At 68.2% G+C, this 14,202-nt stretch carries 17 protein-coding genes and 1 tRNA gene; 7 read left to right on the top strand and 11 right to left on the bottom strand.

Annotated features, from left to right (window positions below; genetic code table 11):
* The first annotated feature begins 148 nt into the window (after positions 1-148).
* Entirely contained in the window at positions 149-1,588 is a 1,440-nt protein-coding gene (locus tag AB0M14_RS18885) for an Hsp70 family protein (protein ID WP_364996501.1), read from the top strand.
* 7 nt (positions 1,589-1,595) lie between these two features.
* Here the strand turns inward: AB0M14_RS18885 and AB0M14_RS18880 are convergent, their stop codons facing one another.
* From AB0M14_RS18880 to AB0M14_RS18870, 3 genes are all read right to left on the bottom strand, one after another.
* Positions 1,596-2,879: a YibE/F family protein gene (locus AB0M14_RS18880; RefSeq protein ID WP_364998945.1), complete on the bottom strand. Its 1,284-nt coding sequence runs from the start codon at positions 2,877-2,879 to the stop codon at positions 1,596-1,598.
* A 310-nt stretch (positions 2,880-3,189) separates the two neighbouring features.
* Positions 3,190-4,446 carry a pyridoxal phosphate-dependent aminotransferase gene (locus tag AB0M14_RS18875; protein WP_364996498.1) on the bottom strand — a complete coding sequence of 419 codons (1,257 nt, stop codon included), beginning with the start codon at positions 4,444-4,446 and terminating at the stop codon, positions 3,190-3,192.
* Between the two features lie 41 nt (positions 4,447-4,487).
* Entirely contained in the window at positions 4,488-5,489 is a 1,002-nt protein-coding gene (locus AB0M14_RS18870) for an XRE family transcriptional regulator (RefSeq protein ID WP_364996495.1), read from the bottom strand.
* Between the two features lie 617 nt (positions 5,490-6,106).
* Here AB0M14_RS18870 and AB0M14_RS18865 point away from each other — a divergent pair.
* The 3 genes from AB0M14_RS18865 (at position 6,107) to AB0M14_RS18855 (ending at position 8,014) form a co-directional block, all read left to right on the top strand.
* Positions 6,107-6,556 carry a hypothetical protein gene (locus AB0M14_RS18865; RefSeq protein WP_364996492.1) on the top strand — a complete coding sequence of 150 codons (450 nt, stop codon included), beginning with the start codon at positions 6,107-6,109 and terminating at the stop codon, positions 6,554-6,556.
* A 140-nt stretch (positions 6,557-6,696) separates the two neighbouring features.
* A complete protein-coding gene (locus tag AB0M14_RS18860; RefSeq protein ID WP_364996489.1) occupies positions 6,697-7,602 on the top strand; it encodes an AraC family transcriptional regulator in 906 nt (301 codons plus the stop codon).
* Positions 7,603-7,612: 10 nt separating this feature from the next.
* The gene (locus AB0M14_RS18855) at positions 7,613-8,014 is read left to right on the top strand and encodes a hypothetical protein (RefSeq protein WP_364996487.1); all 402 of its coding nucleotides are present in this window, start codon (positions 7,613-7,615) and stop codon (positions 8,012-8,014) included.
* Here AB0M14_RS18855 and dcd read toward each other — a convergent pair.
* Complete coding sequence (gene dcd, locus AB0M14_RS18850) at positions 7,960-8,559, bottom strand: dCTP deaminase (RefSeq protein WP_364998943.1); 600 nt, start codon at positions 8,557-8,559, stop codon at positions 7,960-7,962. The two genes, AB0M14_RS18855 and dcd, sit on opposite strands and share 55 nt — an antisense overlap.
* 88 nt (positions 8,560-8,647) lie before the next feature.
* Positions 8,648-8,809 (bottom strand): hypothetical protein, encoded by a 162-nt coding sequence (locus AB0M14_RS18845; RefSeq protein WP_364996485.1) that lies wholly within the window; start codon positions 8,807-8,809, stop codon positions 8,648-8,650.
* A 126-nt stretch (positions 8,810-8,935) separates the two neighbouring features.
* Here AB0M14_RS18845 and AB0M14_RS18840 point away from each other — a divergent pair.
* Positions 8,936-9,009 (top strand) — tRNA-Gly (locus AB0M14_RS18840).
* A gap of 40 nt (positions 9,010-9,049) precedes the next feature.
* Here the strand turns inward: AB0M14_RS18840 and AB0M14_RS18835 are convergent.
* Positions 9,050-9,400 carry a hypothetical protein gene (locus AB0M14_RS18835; RefSeq protein WP_364996482.1) on the bottom strand — a complete coding sequence of 117 codons (351 nt, stop codon included), beginning with the start codon at positions 9,398-9,400 and terminating at the stop codon, positions 9,050-9,052.
* A gap of 55 nt (positions 9,401-9,455) precedes the next feature.
* Here AB0M14_RS18835 and AB0M14_RS18830 point away from each other — a divergent pair, with 55 nt between their 5' ends.
* Positions 9,456-9,755 carry a DUF1905 domain-containing protein gene (locus AB0M14_RS18830; protein ID WP_364996480.1) on the top strand — a complete coding sequence of 100 codons (300 nt, stop codon included), beginning with the start codon at positions 9,456-9,458 and terminating at the stop codon, positions 9,753-9,755.
* A gap of 4 nt (positions 9,756-9,759) precedes the next feature.
* Here AB0M14_RS18830 and AB0M14_RS18825 read toward each other — a convergent pair whose 3' ends face one another.
* Together AB0M14_RS18825 and AB0M14_RS18820 are read right to left on the bottom strand one after the other, a co-directional pair.
* Entirely contained in the window at positions 9,760-10,056 is a 297-nt protein-coding gene (locus AB0M14_RS18825; RefSeq protein ID WP_364996478.1) for a hypothetical protein, read from the bottom strand.
* Positions 10,043-10,267, bottom strand: coding sequence for a hypothetical protein (locus AB0M14_RS18820; protein ID WP_364996476.1), 225 nt, complete (start codon positions 10,265-10,267; stop codon positions 10,043-10,045). Before AB0M14_RS18820 ends, AB0M14_RS18825 begins: the two co-directional genes overlap by 14 nt.
* Before the next feature lie 111 nt (positions 10,268-10,378).
* Between AB0M14_RS18820 and AB0M14_RS18815 the strand changes: the two genes are divergently transcribed.
* Positions 10,379-11,152: an alpha/beta hydrolase gene (locus AB0M14_RS18815; RefSeq protein ID WP_364996474.1), complete on the top strand. Its 774-nt coding sequence runs from the start codon at positions 10,379-10,381 to the stop codon at positions 11,150-11,152.
* Here the strand turns inward: AB0M14_RS18815 and AB0M14_RS18810 are convergent.
* The 3 genes from AB0M14_RS18810 to AB0M14_RS18800 are packed head-to-tail and all read right to left on the bottom strand — an operon-like array spanning position 11,149 to position 14,098.
* The gene (locus AB0M14_RS18810) at positions 11,149-11,814 is read right to left on the bottom strand and encodes a TetR/AcrR family transcriptional regulator (protein WP_364996471.1); all 666 of its coding nucleotides are present in this window, start codon (positions 11,812-11,814) and stop codon (positions 11,149-11,151) included. The two genes, AB0M14_RS18815 and AB0M14_RS18810, sit on opposite strands and share 4 nt — an antisense overlap.
* A gap of 5 nt (positions 11,815-11,819) precedes the next feature.
* The gene (locus AB0M14_RS18805) at positions 11,820-12,584 is read right to left on the bottom strand and encodes a crotonase/enoyl-CoA hydratase family protein (RefSeq protein WP_364996469.1); all 765 of its coding nucleotides are present in this window, start codon (positions 12,582-12,584) and stop codon (positions 11,820-11,822) included.
* Positions 12,585-12,595: 11 nt separating this feature from the next.
* Positions 12,596-14,098 carry an acetyl-CoA acetyltransferase gene (locus AB0M14_RS18800; RefSeq protein ID WP_364996466.1) on the bottom strand — a complete coding sequence of 501 codons (1,503 nt, stop codon included), beginning with the start codon at positions 14,096-14,098 and terminating at the stop codon, positions 12,596-12,598.
* Positions 14,099-14,202 lie beyond the last annotated feature (104 nt).

Genomic DNA, 14,202 nt, shown 5'->3' with positions numbered 1-14,202 from the left:
CGTGAATGAGGGCACGGGGCGCTTGAGCGGGATCGAACATCGCCGGTAAGGTCCCCTGGAGTCGGCGCCGTCGGCGGTGCGGGCTCGCATGTCGGAAAGCGTGAAAAAAGATGGGCAGCTGATGAAAGCATCAGGTTTGGGAGTTTCGGTGGGGGCCGGCGCAGTTCGCTTGGCGCGTCCGCACGCCGTGAACCCCAACTCGCCCATCCACCCGCAGGCCTTCGACCTGCACACCATCCCGGTGCGCGACCACAGCGGCGAGGAGCTGGCCGCCGAAGCGGTCGGCGTCACCCTGGAGACCACACCCGAGATCCGCGCCACCGCCATCGCGTATCGCGGTGAGCAACAAGCCCGGTCGGTCCGCGCGGCCATGGCCCGCCAGCAGATCACCGACTACGAGCTGGTCCCGGAGATCTACGCCACCCTCGAATACGCCATGGCGACAGGCGAAATCCGCGGCATCAACTCCCTGGTCGTCTACGACCTCGGCAGTTCCGGCCTGACGGTCAGCGTCGTCGACACCCACACTCGCGAGGTCCGCTACACCGAGCGCACCAGCGAAATCAGCGGCGACTACTTGGATTCGCTGATTCGCGAGCAGCAGATCGCCTCGGGCCGGATCGCGCACCCGCAGAACCCGGCCGGCCTGGCGGCGCTGGACGCGCTGTGCCGCGAAGCCAAGGAACAACTTTCGTCCAACACCGCGGTCGCGCTGCCCAGCGAACAGGGCCTGGTCCTGCTCGCACAGGAGAACTTCGAAGCGCTGATCGTGACGGCGGTCGAGTCCTCGGCCCGGATGACCCGCGATGTGATCACCCGCGCCGAACGCCCGGTGCACGGCGTCCTCGCCATCGGCGGCTGCGCCCGGATCCCGTTGATCGCCAAGGTGCTCGAGCATTGGATCGGCGTGCCGATCATCGTCCCGGAGCACCCGGAGACGGTCACCGCCCGCGGCGCCGCCCTGCTGGCGCGCCCGGCCGCCCGTCCCGCCGCGGCGCCCGCGCCCGCACCCGCCGCGATGCCGTTCGACGAGGACGAGTTATCGCCCGCCTGGCTGTCGGCCCAGCCGAAGAAGAGCAAGCGCAAGCGCAAGAACGATCTCGCCGACGACGACTGGCTCGGAAACGACGATCAGGTCCAGGATTGGGGCACGGCCCAGACGCCCAAGGCCCGCACCCAGAATTACGACGACCTGCCGGACGCGCTGGCGAGCCGGCCGCGCCGCAAACGCGAACTCAACGGCGCCGTGCTCACGGTGAGCGCGCTGGTGGTGATCGCCGCGATCGGCATCGGCCTCGGCTACGGCCAGCAGGTGCTGACCCGCGATTCCAACAGCAGCGAGGGCTCGACGCCCGCGTCCACCTCCAGCGTCCCGCGCACCACGACCTTGGAACCGCAGATCGCGGTGGCTCCGGCGACGACCACGACCGAGACCGAGTCGACGGTCGCGCCGCCACCGCGCCGTGCCACCACCACGCCGCCGCCGCCGACGCCGGGCCCGAATACCTTTACGGTGCCGTTCCTTCCGCCGATCGTGGTCCCGACCATTCCGCCGGACCTGTTCCCGGCCCCGCCCCCACAGGGCTAGCCGCGGCTCAGGCCCGAGCGTGCCGGGCACGCCGCGGCGCGACCGGCGGCTGCGGCCGCTTGTGCCCGAACGGCCGCGCCAGCATCACCGCGATACCCGTGGTCAACGGCACCGAAAGCGCCAGGGCGATACCGCCGACCGAGGACCGCGCGATCTCGATGGCCACCGCGTCGCCGGTGAGCACGTCCCGGATGGACCGGCCGGCCACGCTGAACAGCAACAGCAGCGGCAGCGCCCCACCGGCGTAGGCGAGCACCAGCGTGTAGACGGTGCTGGCGATGTGGTCCCGCCCGACCCGCATGGCGGCGGCGAAAATCTCACGCCGCGAGGCGCCTTCGTCCAGCGCCGCCAGCTCGAACGCCGCCGAGGCCTGGGTGATGGTGACGTCGTTGAGCACGCCGAGCGAGCCGATGATGAACCCGGCCAGCAGCAGGCCGGTGATGCTGACGTGCCCGATGTAGGTCGCCACGTTGGTGTTCTGCTCTTCGGACAGACCGGTCAGGTGTGTGATCTCGATCGCCACCCAGGACAGCACCGCGGCGAGCAGCATCGAGGCCAGCGTCCCGAGCAGCGCCGAACTGGTGCGCAGCGAAACCCCGTGCGCCAGATAGAGCACCGCGTACAGAATCGCCGCCCCCGCGACCAGCGCGACCGGAATCGCGGGCTTCCCGTCCAGGATCGCCGGCAGCATGAATCCGACCAGCACCGCGAACGCGATCACCAGCCCGAGCAGTGCCCGGAAGCCGCGCCAGCGCGCCACCACGACGACCACCACCACGAACACCAGGAAGATCATGAGCAGCGGCAGCCCGCGCGAATAGTCCTCGAACGAGTACAGCGGCGTCCCGTTGGGGTCGGTCTGCCGGACCACCCGGATCTCGTCGCCGGCCTTCAGTTCGGGTTGCCCTGGCCCGGGCGCGATTTCGAGCAGCGTCTTGCTGCCCTTGTGCGGCCCGGATTCGATGCTGACGAGGCTGCGGTCGCATTGGTAGCTGTTGTTGCGCGGCGCTTCGGGCTGGTCGGCGAACACCTTGCCGATGGACGGGCTGCCGCAAGCGCCCCGGTCCTGGGCGAGCACGGTACCCGCTTCGGTCTGCACCGCGCCGCCGCCCGCGTTCTGCATGGGTAGCGGAATGTCGATGTGCTGCTTGCTCGGCCAGAGGAAGAACGCGCCGACGACGACGGCGATGCCGATGACGGTGAGTAACCCGATGACCACCCGCGCCGCGGTGGCGCCGATCGCGATCGGCCCGGAATGGTCGTGGTGGTGATGATGGTGCTCCGTCACCAGGCGAGCTTAAAGGATTTGATTTTCAAACTCGCGGTGGACGGTGCGAAGAAGAGGGCGCTGAACTGCGCGAAGAGATTTCGGGAGGGGGCGGCGGAGAGCAGGGGGATGTCTCCGCCGCCCGCAGGCCGGCGCCCAGGGGGGTAGGCGGCCGAACCCGAGGGCCAGGTTGTCCAGGGGGGGTAGACAACCCGACCGGGCACTAGAAGTGCCGAGAGCCACTGTACACAAAACTCCGAGTTTTGCGCTAGTGAGTATTTAAAAGTGGCGTTTATCCAGACTGGTGGTCTGTTTTACCCCCTGAAGTCAGGGGCTACTGACGGTAGCTGGAGAGGAAGTTGCCGAATCTTTCGATGGCAACGGCGAGGTCGCGCGCCCAGGGCAAGGTGACGATCCGCAGATGGTCGTGCTCGGGCCAGTTGAAGCCCGTGCCCTGCACCATCAGGATCTTCTCCTGTAGCAGCAGATCCAGGATCAGCTTCGAATCATCGTGAATCTCATGCACATTCGGATCCAGCCGGGGGAAGGCGTAGAGCGCGCCCTTCGGCTTCACACACGAGACGCCCGGGATCATGTTGAGCTTCTCCCAGGCCACATCGCGCTGCTCCAATAGTCGCCCGCCCGGCAGGATCAGATCCTCGATGCTCTGATGCCCGCCGAGCGCCACCTGAATGGCGTGCTGCGCGGGCACATTCGGGCACAGGCGGGTGGAGGCGAGCAGCGAGAGGCCCTCCAGGAAACCGGCGGCGTGATCCTTCGGACCGGTGATGACCACCCAGCCGGAGCGGTAGCCGGCCACCCGGTAGGCCTTGGACAGGCCGTTGAAGGTCAGGCACAGCAGGTCGGGCGCGAGCGTGGCCAGCGAGATGTGCTTGGCGTCGTCGTAGAGGATCTTGTCGTAGATCTCATCGGCCAGCAGCAGCAGCTGATGCTTGCGCGCGAGGTCGACCAGCTGCTGCAGCACCTCGGTCGAGTACACCGCGCCGGTCGGGTTGTTCGGGTTGATCACCAGCAGCGCTTTGGTCTTGTCGGTGATCTTCGACTCGATATCGGCGATGTCGGGCTGCCAGCCGTTGGACTCGTCACACCGATAGTGCACCGGGGTGCCGCCGGCCAGGCTGGTCATCGCCGTCCACAGCGGATAGTCGGGCGCCGGAATCAGCACCTCGTCCCCGTTGTCGAGCAGCGCCTGCATCGTCATGGTGATCAACTCGGAGACGCCGTTGCCCAGGTAGACGTCGTCGACATCGAATTCCGGGAAGCCCGGCACCAGCTCGTAGCGGGTCACGATGGCGCGGCGGGCGGACAGGATGCCCTTGGACTCCGAGTAGCCCTGTGCATAGGGCAGCGCGGCGATGATGTCGCGCATGATCACATCGGGCGCCTCGAAACCGAACGGCGCCGGGTTACCGATGTTGAGTTTGAGGATGCGATGCCCCTCGGCCTCCAGCCGTGCCGCATGCGCGTGTACCGGCCCACGAATCTCGTAGAGGACGTTCTGCAGCTTCGTGGACTGCTCCAAAGCACGCGGCGGCTGATGCGGTAGATGACTGGGGCTCACCCGATCCATGGTGCCATCCTCGGCAACGGATCAATCGATGGCCCGCACCGCTAGTTACCTGGCGGTATCCCCTTCGCCGCCGTCGCGCCGCAGAACTCCTCGATTCGTTCGTCCAGGAAACGGGCCTCCGACGCGTTGCGGAAGGTGGGCGCCGCCATCCGGCGGCGCACCCCGGTGAGGCGCGCCTCCAGCTGCACGATGCGTCTGTCCTCGGACAGACCGAGCACCGGATGCAGGGCCTCGGCGGCGCCGTCCAGGCTGCCGTTGATCAGGTGCGCGGCGGCGCTGTCCACCCGGGCCAGCGATTCGGCGCCGTAGGAGCGCTTCTCCGAGGGACCGTTGGCGTAGATCTCGATCGCGCGCTGGGTCGCGGTCAGCGCGGGTTCGGCCTCACCGAGATGGATGTAAGTGGCGCCCGCGTAGTACTGCGACTTCGCGTCGGGGAAGCCGAAGACGCCGCCGACCTCGTCGTGCAGGTCGTCGGTGGCGGCCAGCTCGCGCGCGTCGTCGGCGGCCCGGATACAGCGGTCGGTGTCGGTAGGGCTGCCGATCTTCGACCAGATCCGGGCCTCGATATTGAGCAGCCGTACCTTCGCCGTCGCCGACTCCGCGTACTCGTGCCCGCTCTGCGCGAGCAGTACGCCGCGGCGCGGACGCTCGGCCCCGTATTCGATGAGCGCGTGCATACCACGGGTCCAAGCACGTAAACCGTTGTGCCCGCACAGTTCCGCGTACGCCCAGGCCGCCCGGATCTGCTCGCCCGCGGCGTCGTAGTAACCCAAATCCGTGCTGGCATTGGCGAGCAACCCGGACAGGGTTCCCGCCAGCAGGTAGAGATGCGAGGTGTCAGCGGGGCGCTGATGCCCCTCCAGCAGCCGGTACACCCGGCGCCGCACCCGCAACATCTCGACCATCATCGGCACCGGTGGAATGTGCACATAATCGTTCGCGATGCGCGTGACATCGGCGTCGAGCTGTTCCAAAGTGGTCGCACCCACATTGGTGCTCTCGGCCTGGCCGGCGTGCTCGCTGGCCTCGTGGGCAGCCGCCATGATCAGATCCCTCTCCGAAATCTCAGCTAACGCATCGCCCCTCATCGCACCGGCATCTATGAGAGCCAAAAGGTCCGCGTCGCTCGAATACGTCACACCAGCCGCTGCGGCCGGCGTCTCGAAACCAGGCTCGCCGGATCGAGCGGACCTGGGGCCGGGAGTACCCAGGTGCTCGATCAAGTCCGCGAACCGGGCCCGCACCACATCGTCGGACCTCGCCAGGGATGTATCGAGTGCGGCTTGATTGATAGGACGTGGGTGTACCCGGGCGCCGCCGGCTTCCCACTTCGACACCAGACGTTCGTGCACACCGAGATGCGCCGCGAACTCCCGGATACTCATCCGCTTGGCATCGCGAAGGGCACGGGTCTCTCTTCCTGACCACTGCCTGACCACGATGTCATCCCTTCGAACGAACTCTTTCCCAGGGTACGAGGGCTTTGTGCCTACGGCCACAAACAATTCGGTGTCGCTATGAGTTAGTTCGCGGTGCGTCGGCTTCGGGAGACGCCGCCGTCGAGCAGAGGCAGCGGAAGGGCAGCGGAATGCGGGCAGCAGGGCGTTACCGCATCCGCGTTCCTCAGGCGACCCTTGATGCAGGAGGCAAGGAGTTGGCCGTGAATGTGGACAAACTCAGGACAGTCGACGATTGGGTGGCCTTCTATCGGCACGAGTACGACTTACCGGTGATCGAGCGTGGCGGATTCGCGATGCTGCCCATCAGTGGCCGTGTCAGTGTCGTGCACTTGCCCACGGCCCGCGCCGAAAAGGTCAGGGCGGCACTGGAACAGCAGGGGACGAGGGGTCCGATGCTGGCCCGCCAGATCCGTTGGAGCTTTCTCGCCGCGCCGGACAGCCGGCCGGGGACACAGGTATTGGAGGTACTGAACCGGCTCGATATCGGAATACCCGCGATCGGCAGTGCCGTGATGTTGCCGACCGGTCTCGGCCGCTGGACCCGGGAAGGGTGCTTCTGGGTCAGTCCACCGAGACGCGGCGACACGCTCCCCCCGTTGTCCGTCGTCATCACGACGGCCCTGGCGGTGGGAGCGGGTGGCGGGGACTGAAAATTGCGTCGTCGGTCCCCGCCGCCGCCCCGGGTTACCCGCTTGCGCCCGGGGCGTTGCGTCACCGGCCGGGTCCGCCTCATTTCCACAGTCGACGAGGCGGACTCGGCCGCACCCTCTTTCGCACCTAGTGTGGAGCGATGGATACCGCACGAGTCCTGGAGTTGCGCGGGACCTTTCAGGTGCGGCCGCGCCAGGTAGTGCATGCCCCCACCGCGCTGTTCGACGGACTCGAGGTCATCCGGTGTTTCGGGTTCGACGTCCGCGAGCCGGAACCGGTGCGGCGGCGCAAGATTCCCGGCGGCACGGTGAAGATCGTGTTCGCGTTGGACGGGGTGTTCGGCGGTCGCCGGGTCGAACCCACCGCGTTGGTGGTCGGATTGCATGATCACGCCGGTATCGCCGAGCACGCGGGCCGGATGCACAGCGTGCAGATTCAGCTGAACCCGTTGGCCGCGCGCCGTTTGCTCGGTGTGCCGCTGCACGAGTTACGCAATACGACAGTGCGTTTGGATGATCTGGTGGGGCGGCCCGCCCTCGAGCTGACCGAGCACCTCGCCGAGTCCGGCGGCTGGCCGGACCGATTCGCTGCGGTCGCCGCGTTCCTGCGGGGGCAATTCGCTGATGCCGAAGCCCATGATCCGGCGGTCGCCCATGCCGTGCGACTGCTACAGCGTTCAGCGGGCCGCGCCTCGGTCAGTGCGCTGGCCGAGGAGATCGGCTGGAGTCACCGGCATTTCCGCCGCCGCTTCGCCGACCAAGTGGGACTGCCGCCGAAAGACTACGGCGCTCTGGTCAAGTTCTCCGGCGCGCTGACCGCCTTGGCGGGCACACCCGCACCCGACCTGAGCGCCGTCGCCGCCCACTTCGGCTACTACGACCAGTCCCACCTGACCCGTGCCTGCCACCGATTCGCGGGTCTCTCGCCTGGCCGCCTCATCCGCACACCGACTGAAGATCTGCCGGAGCGGGAACGCCCGAGGCTCCCGGTGTCGGCACAGGTTGTGGCCGATTCGTCCAATACCGGCGGCGGGGTGCGGTTTTAGCGTTGCGCGCATGTCCACAACACCGCTTCCGGTGCGGATCGCGACCGCGGGCGTCGGCGTGCACGCGATCAATCACCTTGTCGTCCTGCTGATTCCACCCGTCGGATGGAATGTCGGCACGGTATACCACCTGATCGGCGCACCGCTCTACGCCGTGTTGCTGCTACCGCTCTGGCGCGGCCGGAACTGGGCGCGCCTGACCATCACCGGGCTACTCGGCTGCCAATTCGCCGGACGCTTCGTGGTGTGGGTGTTGTTCCCGGAGACCGGAGTTCACGCCGCGCTGCTCTTCGGCTGGACGCTCTCCACGGTGGTGCTGCTCGCGCTGTGGCTACCGGCCGCGGCCCGCCACCATTTTCAGCGCGCCTCGACCTTGTTGACCACGTCCGCCGACAGCGGGAAATTGAGGTAGGACTTCGACGGCGTCGGTCCGCGCTGCCCCTGATACTTCGATCCGACCGACGCGCTGCCGTACGGGTGCTCGGCCGGGCTGCTCAACCGGATCAGGCACAGCTGCCCGATCTTCATCCCCGGCCACAGCGTGATCGGCAGGTTCGCCACATTCGACAGTTCCAGGGTGATGTGCCCGCTGAAGCCCGGATCGATGAAACCCGCGGTCGAATGCGTCAGCAGCCCCAGTCGGCCCAGACTCGACTTGCCCTCCAGCCGGCCGGCCAGATCGTCGGGCAGCGTGCACACCTCCAGGGTGGACCCGAGCACGAACTCGCCCGGGTGCAGCACGAACGGCTCGCCCTCGGCGGGCTCGACCAGGCTGGTCAGCTCGTCCTGGCGCTGCGCCGGATCGATGTGGGTGTAGCGGGAGTTGTCGAAGACCCGGAACAACCGGTCCAGCCGCACATCGATGCTCGACGGCTGGATCAGGTTCTCCAGCAACGGTTCGACGCCGAGACGCCCAGCGGCGATCTCCGCACGGATGTCACGATCGGAAAGCAGCACGCCCAGCAGCGTAGTGGTCACCCGCTGTGCCGTGCCGCGCGGCCGGTGCTCTGCCCGTTTTGCCGCGATCCCCCGCCCCCGGTTTGCCTTAGTCGCTGTTTCTGGCCGCCGGGTCCTTGGCCGCGGCGGACTCGTCGGCGCTGAACACCGGACGATGGTGGGCGCCACTGTCATCGGCCGCGGGATACGCGGTCAGCGGCGCGGTCTCATGGCTGAATAGCCCGGGCACATGCCCGTCTTCCGTACTCATCCGTCGAGCCTCCTCCGATAGTGAGCGAATAGCCAATCGACGGGCCCACCCCATCCAGACGAACGGATAATGGACTTGCCTCCCGCCGCGACCCGTCTGCTAAGCTCACGGACGCGTACAAGCACTGCCGATGTAGTTCAATGGTAGAACTTCTGCTTCCCAAGCAGACAGCGCGGGTTCGATTCCCGTCATCGGCTCCACCAGGAAAGCCGCTGCCCAGCAGCGGCTTTCCTGCTTTTCCTACTCGCTCTGCGCCCAGGCCGCGACGGGCATGGCGAGGTAGATTCCGAAGTTCTCCAGGCCCGTGGCGGATTCCAGCGCCTCGTGCAGATCGTCCACGCGGTCCTGCCGGTTGCTCGCCCGGCTCTCGAACCATTTGGAGCGGATCTCGATGACGGCGTCGAGTCCGCTGCGGTCGAACGGGCCGAGTGGGCGGAACCGGATCTCCACGTCGCCGGGCTGGAGGTCGTGGTCGTAGGGCTCCTCCGGGCATTCGACGGCGAGCGAGACCAGGTGCGGGAGCTGGTCCGCGAGTGCGCGGAGGGTGGCTTCGGGGACGTGGGGGGCGTAGGTCACCTCGACTAGGGGCACCCGGCCAGCGTATCGATTCGAGTTTTCTGTCGGTGCCCGTAGTTACAGTCCGGGGGTGGCATCGGAGTATTCGTTCACGGCGGAGTTGTGGGAGCACGACGGGATGGCGTCCTGGCATTTCGTGTCGTTGCCCGAGGAGGTCTCCGATGAGATCGAGGAGCTGTACGCGCACCGGGCCAACGGTTTCGGAGCGGTGAAGGTGAATGTGACCATCGGCGCCACCCGGTGGACGACCTCGGTTTTCCCGGACAAGGCGCGGCGGACCTATGTGTTGCCGGTGAAGAAGCCGGTCCGGATCGCCGAGGGGTTGGAGGCCGGCGTTCAGGCGCGGGTCGGCATCGTGGCCGCGGCCTAACGGATCACAGGTCCATGGCCGCGCGCAGCGCGGTGTCGAGGCGTTCGACGTCGTCGGCGGACATCTCGTCGACGCGTTCGGCCAGCCAGTCGCGGTAGATGCGGCCGATATTGCCGGCGTGCACCCAGCCGTGGCCGGGGACGGTGACCGCGAGGATGTCGTTCGGGTCCGCGTCCAGGAGCTCGGCGGCGATCAGCCAGCGCCGGGGCGATTCGTGGATGCCGTCACTGCTGATCAGGACGATGGTGCGACGGCGGGTGGAGCCGTGCGGGTGGTAGGTCCAGATTTCACCCCTGCGCACGCATCGCCCGCTCCGCGGCGGCCAGTTCCGCTTCGTCGGCCGCGGCCTCGGCGCTCGAATCCAGGATCGGGCCGACGCCGGTACGCACCGCTTCGCGCCGGGCCGCCTTCGAGATCCAGGCCGACGGTGACATTCCGGCGCGGGCCGCCGCCTGTTCGGCGAAGGACCAGGCCGCCTCGTCCAGCGAGAGGGTGACCTTACGTGTTGCCATACCATTTATCGTACCGACGAGCGGGCTTTCTGCCAGCGGTTTCCAGGTTGCGACCGGCCCGTTACAGTACTATTGGCCTGTTGCCAGTAACCGAATCAGAGGGTCGCGCGCATGACGTTGAATCACCACCGGGTCGGCAAGGGAGAACCGCTGATTCTGGTGCACGGGGTCGGCAGCCGCTGGCAGGTGTGGGAGCCGATCATCGACAGGCTCGCCGAGTCCTTCGAGGTGATCGCGGTCGACCTGCCGGGATTCGGGGAATCCGCGCCGCTGCCGCGCACCACCGTCGACACCCTCACCGACGCGCTCGCGGATTTCCTTGCCGCACAAGGGATCGAACGACCGCACCTGGCGGGCAACTCGATGGGCGGCCTGATCACCCTGAACCTCGCCGCGCGCGGGCTGGCCCGCTCGGTCACCGCCTATTCACCGATCGGGTTCTGGGACAAGGCCGGTCGCATCTGGTGCCAGCAGTCGCTGGGCCGGTCACGCGGACTGCTCGGGCCACTGGGACCGGTGCTACCCCAGATCCTCGGCACCGCCGCGGGCCGGACCGTCTTCCTCACCCTGGTCTTCGGCAAGGCCTGGGCGGTGGACCCGCGGATCGCCATCGACACCGCCAATGGCGCCCGGGTGCTGGGTTTCCAGCCCGCGCTGGACTCCTTCGCCGACGCGCGCCTGCCCGACCCCGCCGCGCTCGCCGACCTTCCGGTCACCATCGCGTGGGGCAACCGGGACATCCTGCTCACCTACGCCACCCAGAGCCGGCGCGCGAAAGCCGTGCTGCCCAACGCGACTCACGTCACCCTGCGCGGCAGTGGGCACACCCCGTTCTACGACGACCCCGCCGGCTGCGCGCGAGTCCTGCTCGACACCGCCACCTAGTCGAAGTTGTCCACAGGCATCCCCACGGCGCGGGCTGCCGTGAGAGATTCCGGCGGCGCGGTGCCGAGCAGGATCCGCACCGCGTTCCGCCAGCGCCACCGCAGGATCCGATTGCGATCCACATCGCCGGTGAGCAGGGCGCGCATAGCCAGACCGGTCATGATCTCGAGGGTGAACTCGGTGATCGTCGGAACCCTGGGATCGTCCGGGAATTCGGCGCGGAAGACGTCCCGGATGCTGGTGTGCATCATGTCGAACAGTCGATGCTCCAGCGGCAGGAAGGCCGCCAGCAACTCCGGATCGGTCCGCGCCCCCACCCAGATCTCCAGTGCGGCAAGAAAAGACGGTCCGCTGAGCATCCCCATGGTCAGCTCGACGGCGACCTCCAGCCGATCGGCGCCCGGCGGAATGGCCTCGAATTCCCGGGTCAGCTGGTCCCATCGGCGCGCGGCCAGGTGCTCGACCGCGCCCGCGAGCAGATCGGCCTTGGTCGGGAAATGATGCTGCAGGGTGCCGCGCGGCACGCCCGCCAGCTTCTGCACCGCCAAAGTGGTTGTGCCCGAGTATCCGTCGTCGACGAGACTCTGCACGGCCGCGTCCAGGAGCCGGGTGCGCATACGCGCGGTGCGCTGCGCCTGCGTCTCCCGGACGCGCTCGGCCATCGGGGTCAGCGCCCCTGCCACTGCGGGTCGCGCTTCTGCGCGAACGCCAGCGCGCCTTCGGCGGCATCCTTGGAAAACAGTGCGGGCAGCGCGATTTCGCCCTGCTTCGCGAAGGCCTCGTCGGTCTTCCAGTCCGGCGACTCGTCGATGATCCGCTTGCTCGCGGCGACCGCCAGCGGCGCGGCGGCGGCGATCTCGGCGGCCAGGGCCAGCGCGGCCTCGAGCGCGCCGCCGGGTGCGGTGAGCCGGTTGACCAGACCCAGCTGATAGAGCCGCTCGGCGCCGACCCGTCCGCCGGTCAGCGCCAGCTCCGCCGCCATGCTGCGCGGCAGCCGCTGGGTCAGGCGCAGCACGCCGCCGCCGACCGCGACCAGCCCGCGCTTCACCTCGGGAATGCCGAACTGCGCGTTGTCGGCCGCGACGATCAGGTCACCGGAGAGCGCGAGCTCGAAACCGCCCGCCAGCGCGAAGCCTTCCACGGCCGAAATCATCGGCTTGACAGGTGGTTTCGCGGCGATTCCGAGTGGGCCGCGGCGCTGCGTCATCGGCATCTCGCCCTTGGAGGCGGCGACGAGATCCATGCCGGCGCTGAAGGTTCCGCCCGCGCCGGTGAGGACCAGCACGCGCGCGGAGTCGTCGGCCTCGAACTCGTCGATCGCCGCCTCGATGGCCTGTGCGGCGGCCAGATTGATGGAGTTGCGAACCTCGGGGCGGTTGACGGTCAGCACGGTGATCGCGCCACGCCGTTCGACCAAGACCAAGTCGGACATGGGTTTTCCTCTCAGAGCAGGGTGAGCTTGTCGGCGGCGGCGATCTCGGCGGGCGCGCCGATCGGATCACCACCGGTGAACGCCGCGACGGTGCCGGCATCCGAGGCCCGCACCAGTATGCGTGCGCCCGCCGGGTTCAGGGCGCTGATCACGACCGCCTCCGGTTCGTCGCCGCCGTCGCGGCTCTTGCGGTAGGCGACGGTGTAGGCCTCGACGGTAGCGGGACCGGTGTACCCGGGCGCGACCGCGCGACTGGCGGCGGGAACCTCGGCCTCGATCGAACGGAACAGTCGCGCAGGCGGTTTCGCCGAGTAGACGCCCACGCCGTGCTTGGTGATGTACCAGCCGAGTGCCGTGGTGAGCCCGTAGTCGCCGGGGCGCTCGCGCAGCCGCCCGACCATGGTCGCGAGGGAATGCGTCAAGTAGTTGTTGCCCGCCCCGCCCGCGAAGGTCAGCCCGCCGGTGACCGACAGCGGCCGGGCCGGATCGTCGATCGGCAGGCCCAGCGCCTCGGCGGCGACCTGCACCGCGATCGGGAAGCAGGAGTACAGGTCGAGCTGCGCCACATCGTCGATGCCGATGCCCGCGTGCCCGAGTGCGGCCTGCCCCGCCGCGGCGATGGCGGGCGAGACGCTCAGGTCCGCGCGCTCGGTGACGAACCATTCGTCGGTCGCGGTGGCGCCGCCGTGCGGGAAGATCCAGCGGTCCCGCGGCACGCCGGCCGCGTCGGCGGCGGCCGCGCTGCACACGATGAGTCCCGCACCGAGATCCACCGTCAGGTTCGCGATGAGCAACTTCGGATAGGGCGTGGACACCATCCGGTTCGACGCGGACGGGGTCGTCAGGTCGGCGGCCGAATGCGCTGTCGGCATCCAGGCGTAGGGATTCCGGGTGGCCACCTCGGACAGTCGCGACCACAGCCCGCCGATACGCGCCCGATGGTCGGCTTCGCTGAGCCCGAGCCGGGCCCGCAGTGCGGTCTCCATCAGCGCGTAGAAGTAGACCGGCCCCCACAGTCCGGCCGCGGTCTCCATCTCGGAGTTGGGCCCGCGCTCGGATCCGATGATCTCGCTGGGTATTTCGGCCTGCTCGGGCCAATCCACCTGCACGCCCGCACGATTCGCGGCATTCCAGGAGGCGACGGCCTCGGCTCCGGTGAGCAGCGCGACTTCGGATTGCCCGTCGGCGATCGCCTGGGCGACGGTGTTGAGCAGCCGTTGCGGCGCGTCTCCGCCGAAGCGCGCGGATTGCACGGTCCGTTTGGGGGCCGCCCCGAGTTCGGCGGCGACCAGCGCGCCCAAGTCGGCATAGGGCTTGCTCACCGGGGCGACCGCGGCGATCAGGTCGGCGGAGCGCAGCAGGCGAGCACCGGCGCCGCTGTCGGCGGCCGCGCGGCGCAAGGATTCGGCGGCGAGCTCGACCGGCCCCGGGTAACCCGGCTCCCCGGCCCGGTGCACGACCTGTCCGGCGCCGACGAGAACCGGTGTCCGCGGATCCATTCCGGCTGGCAGCATTGTTCCTCCACTCCACTTCCCGTCAGCACTGACGGGAACTGACCTCGATTAGAACAGAGCCGCCGCAGGCCTGGCAATGGTTCCGCCCGAAGAACTGACTGCTG

The organism is Nocardia sp. NPDC051832, assembly GCF_040681285.1.
Taxonomy (GTDB): Bacteria; Actinomycetota; Actinomycetes; order Mycobacteriales; family Mycobacteriaceae; genus Nocardia.
This window is presented reverse-complemented; position numbering and strand designations above follow the sequence as displayed.

Bases quoted from the DNA above. Each gene is read 5' to 3' on its own strand.
- AB0M14_RS18820 (WP_364996476.1), bottom strand. From the start codon at position 10,267: ATGGCAACACGTAAGGTCACCCTCTCGCTGGACGAGGCGGCCTGGTCC.
- AB0M14_RS18860 (WP_364996489.1), top strand. From the start codon at position 6,697: ATGGATACCGCACGAGTCCTGGAGTTGCGCGGGACCTTTCAGGTGCGG.
- AB0M14_RS18870 (WP_364996495.1), bottom strand. From the start codon at position 5,489: ATGGCGGCTGCCCACGAGGCCAGCGAGCACGCCGGCCAGGCCGAGAGC.
- AB0M14_RS18855 (WP_364996487.1), top strand. From the start codon at position 7,613: ATGTCCACAACACCGCTTCCGGTGCGGATCGCGACCGCGGGCGTCGGC.
- AB0M14_RS18805 (WP_364996469.1), bottom strand. From the start codon at position 12,584: ATGTCCGACTTGGTCTTGGTCGAACGGCGTGGCGCGATCACCGTGCTG.
- AB0M14_RS18875 (WP_364996498.1), bottom strand. From the start codon at position 4,446: ATGGATCGGGTGAGCCCCAGTCATCTACCGCATCAGCCGCCGCGTGCT.
- AB0M14_RS18810 (WP_364996471.1), bottom strand. From the start codon at position 11,814: ATGGCCGAGCGCGTCCGGGAGACGCAGGCGCAGCGCACCGCGCGTATG.
- AB0M14_RS18800 (WP_364996466.1), bottom strand. From the start codon at position 14,098: ATGCTGCCAGCCGGAATGGATCCGCGGACACCGGTTCTCGTCGGCGCC.
- AB0M14_RS18845 (WP_364996485.1), bottom strand. From the start codon at position 8,809: ATGAGTACGGAAGACGGGCATGTGCCCGGGCTATTCAGCCATGAGACC.
- AB0M14_RS18815 (WP_364996474.1), top strand. From the start codon at position 10,379: ATGACGTTGAATCACCACCGGGTCGGCAAGGGAGAACCGCTGATTCTG.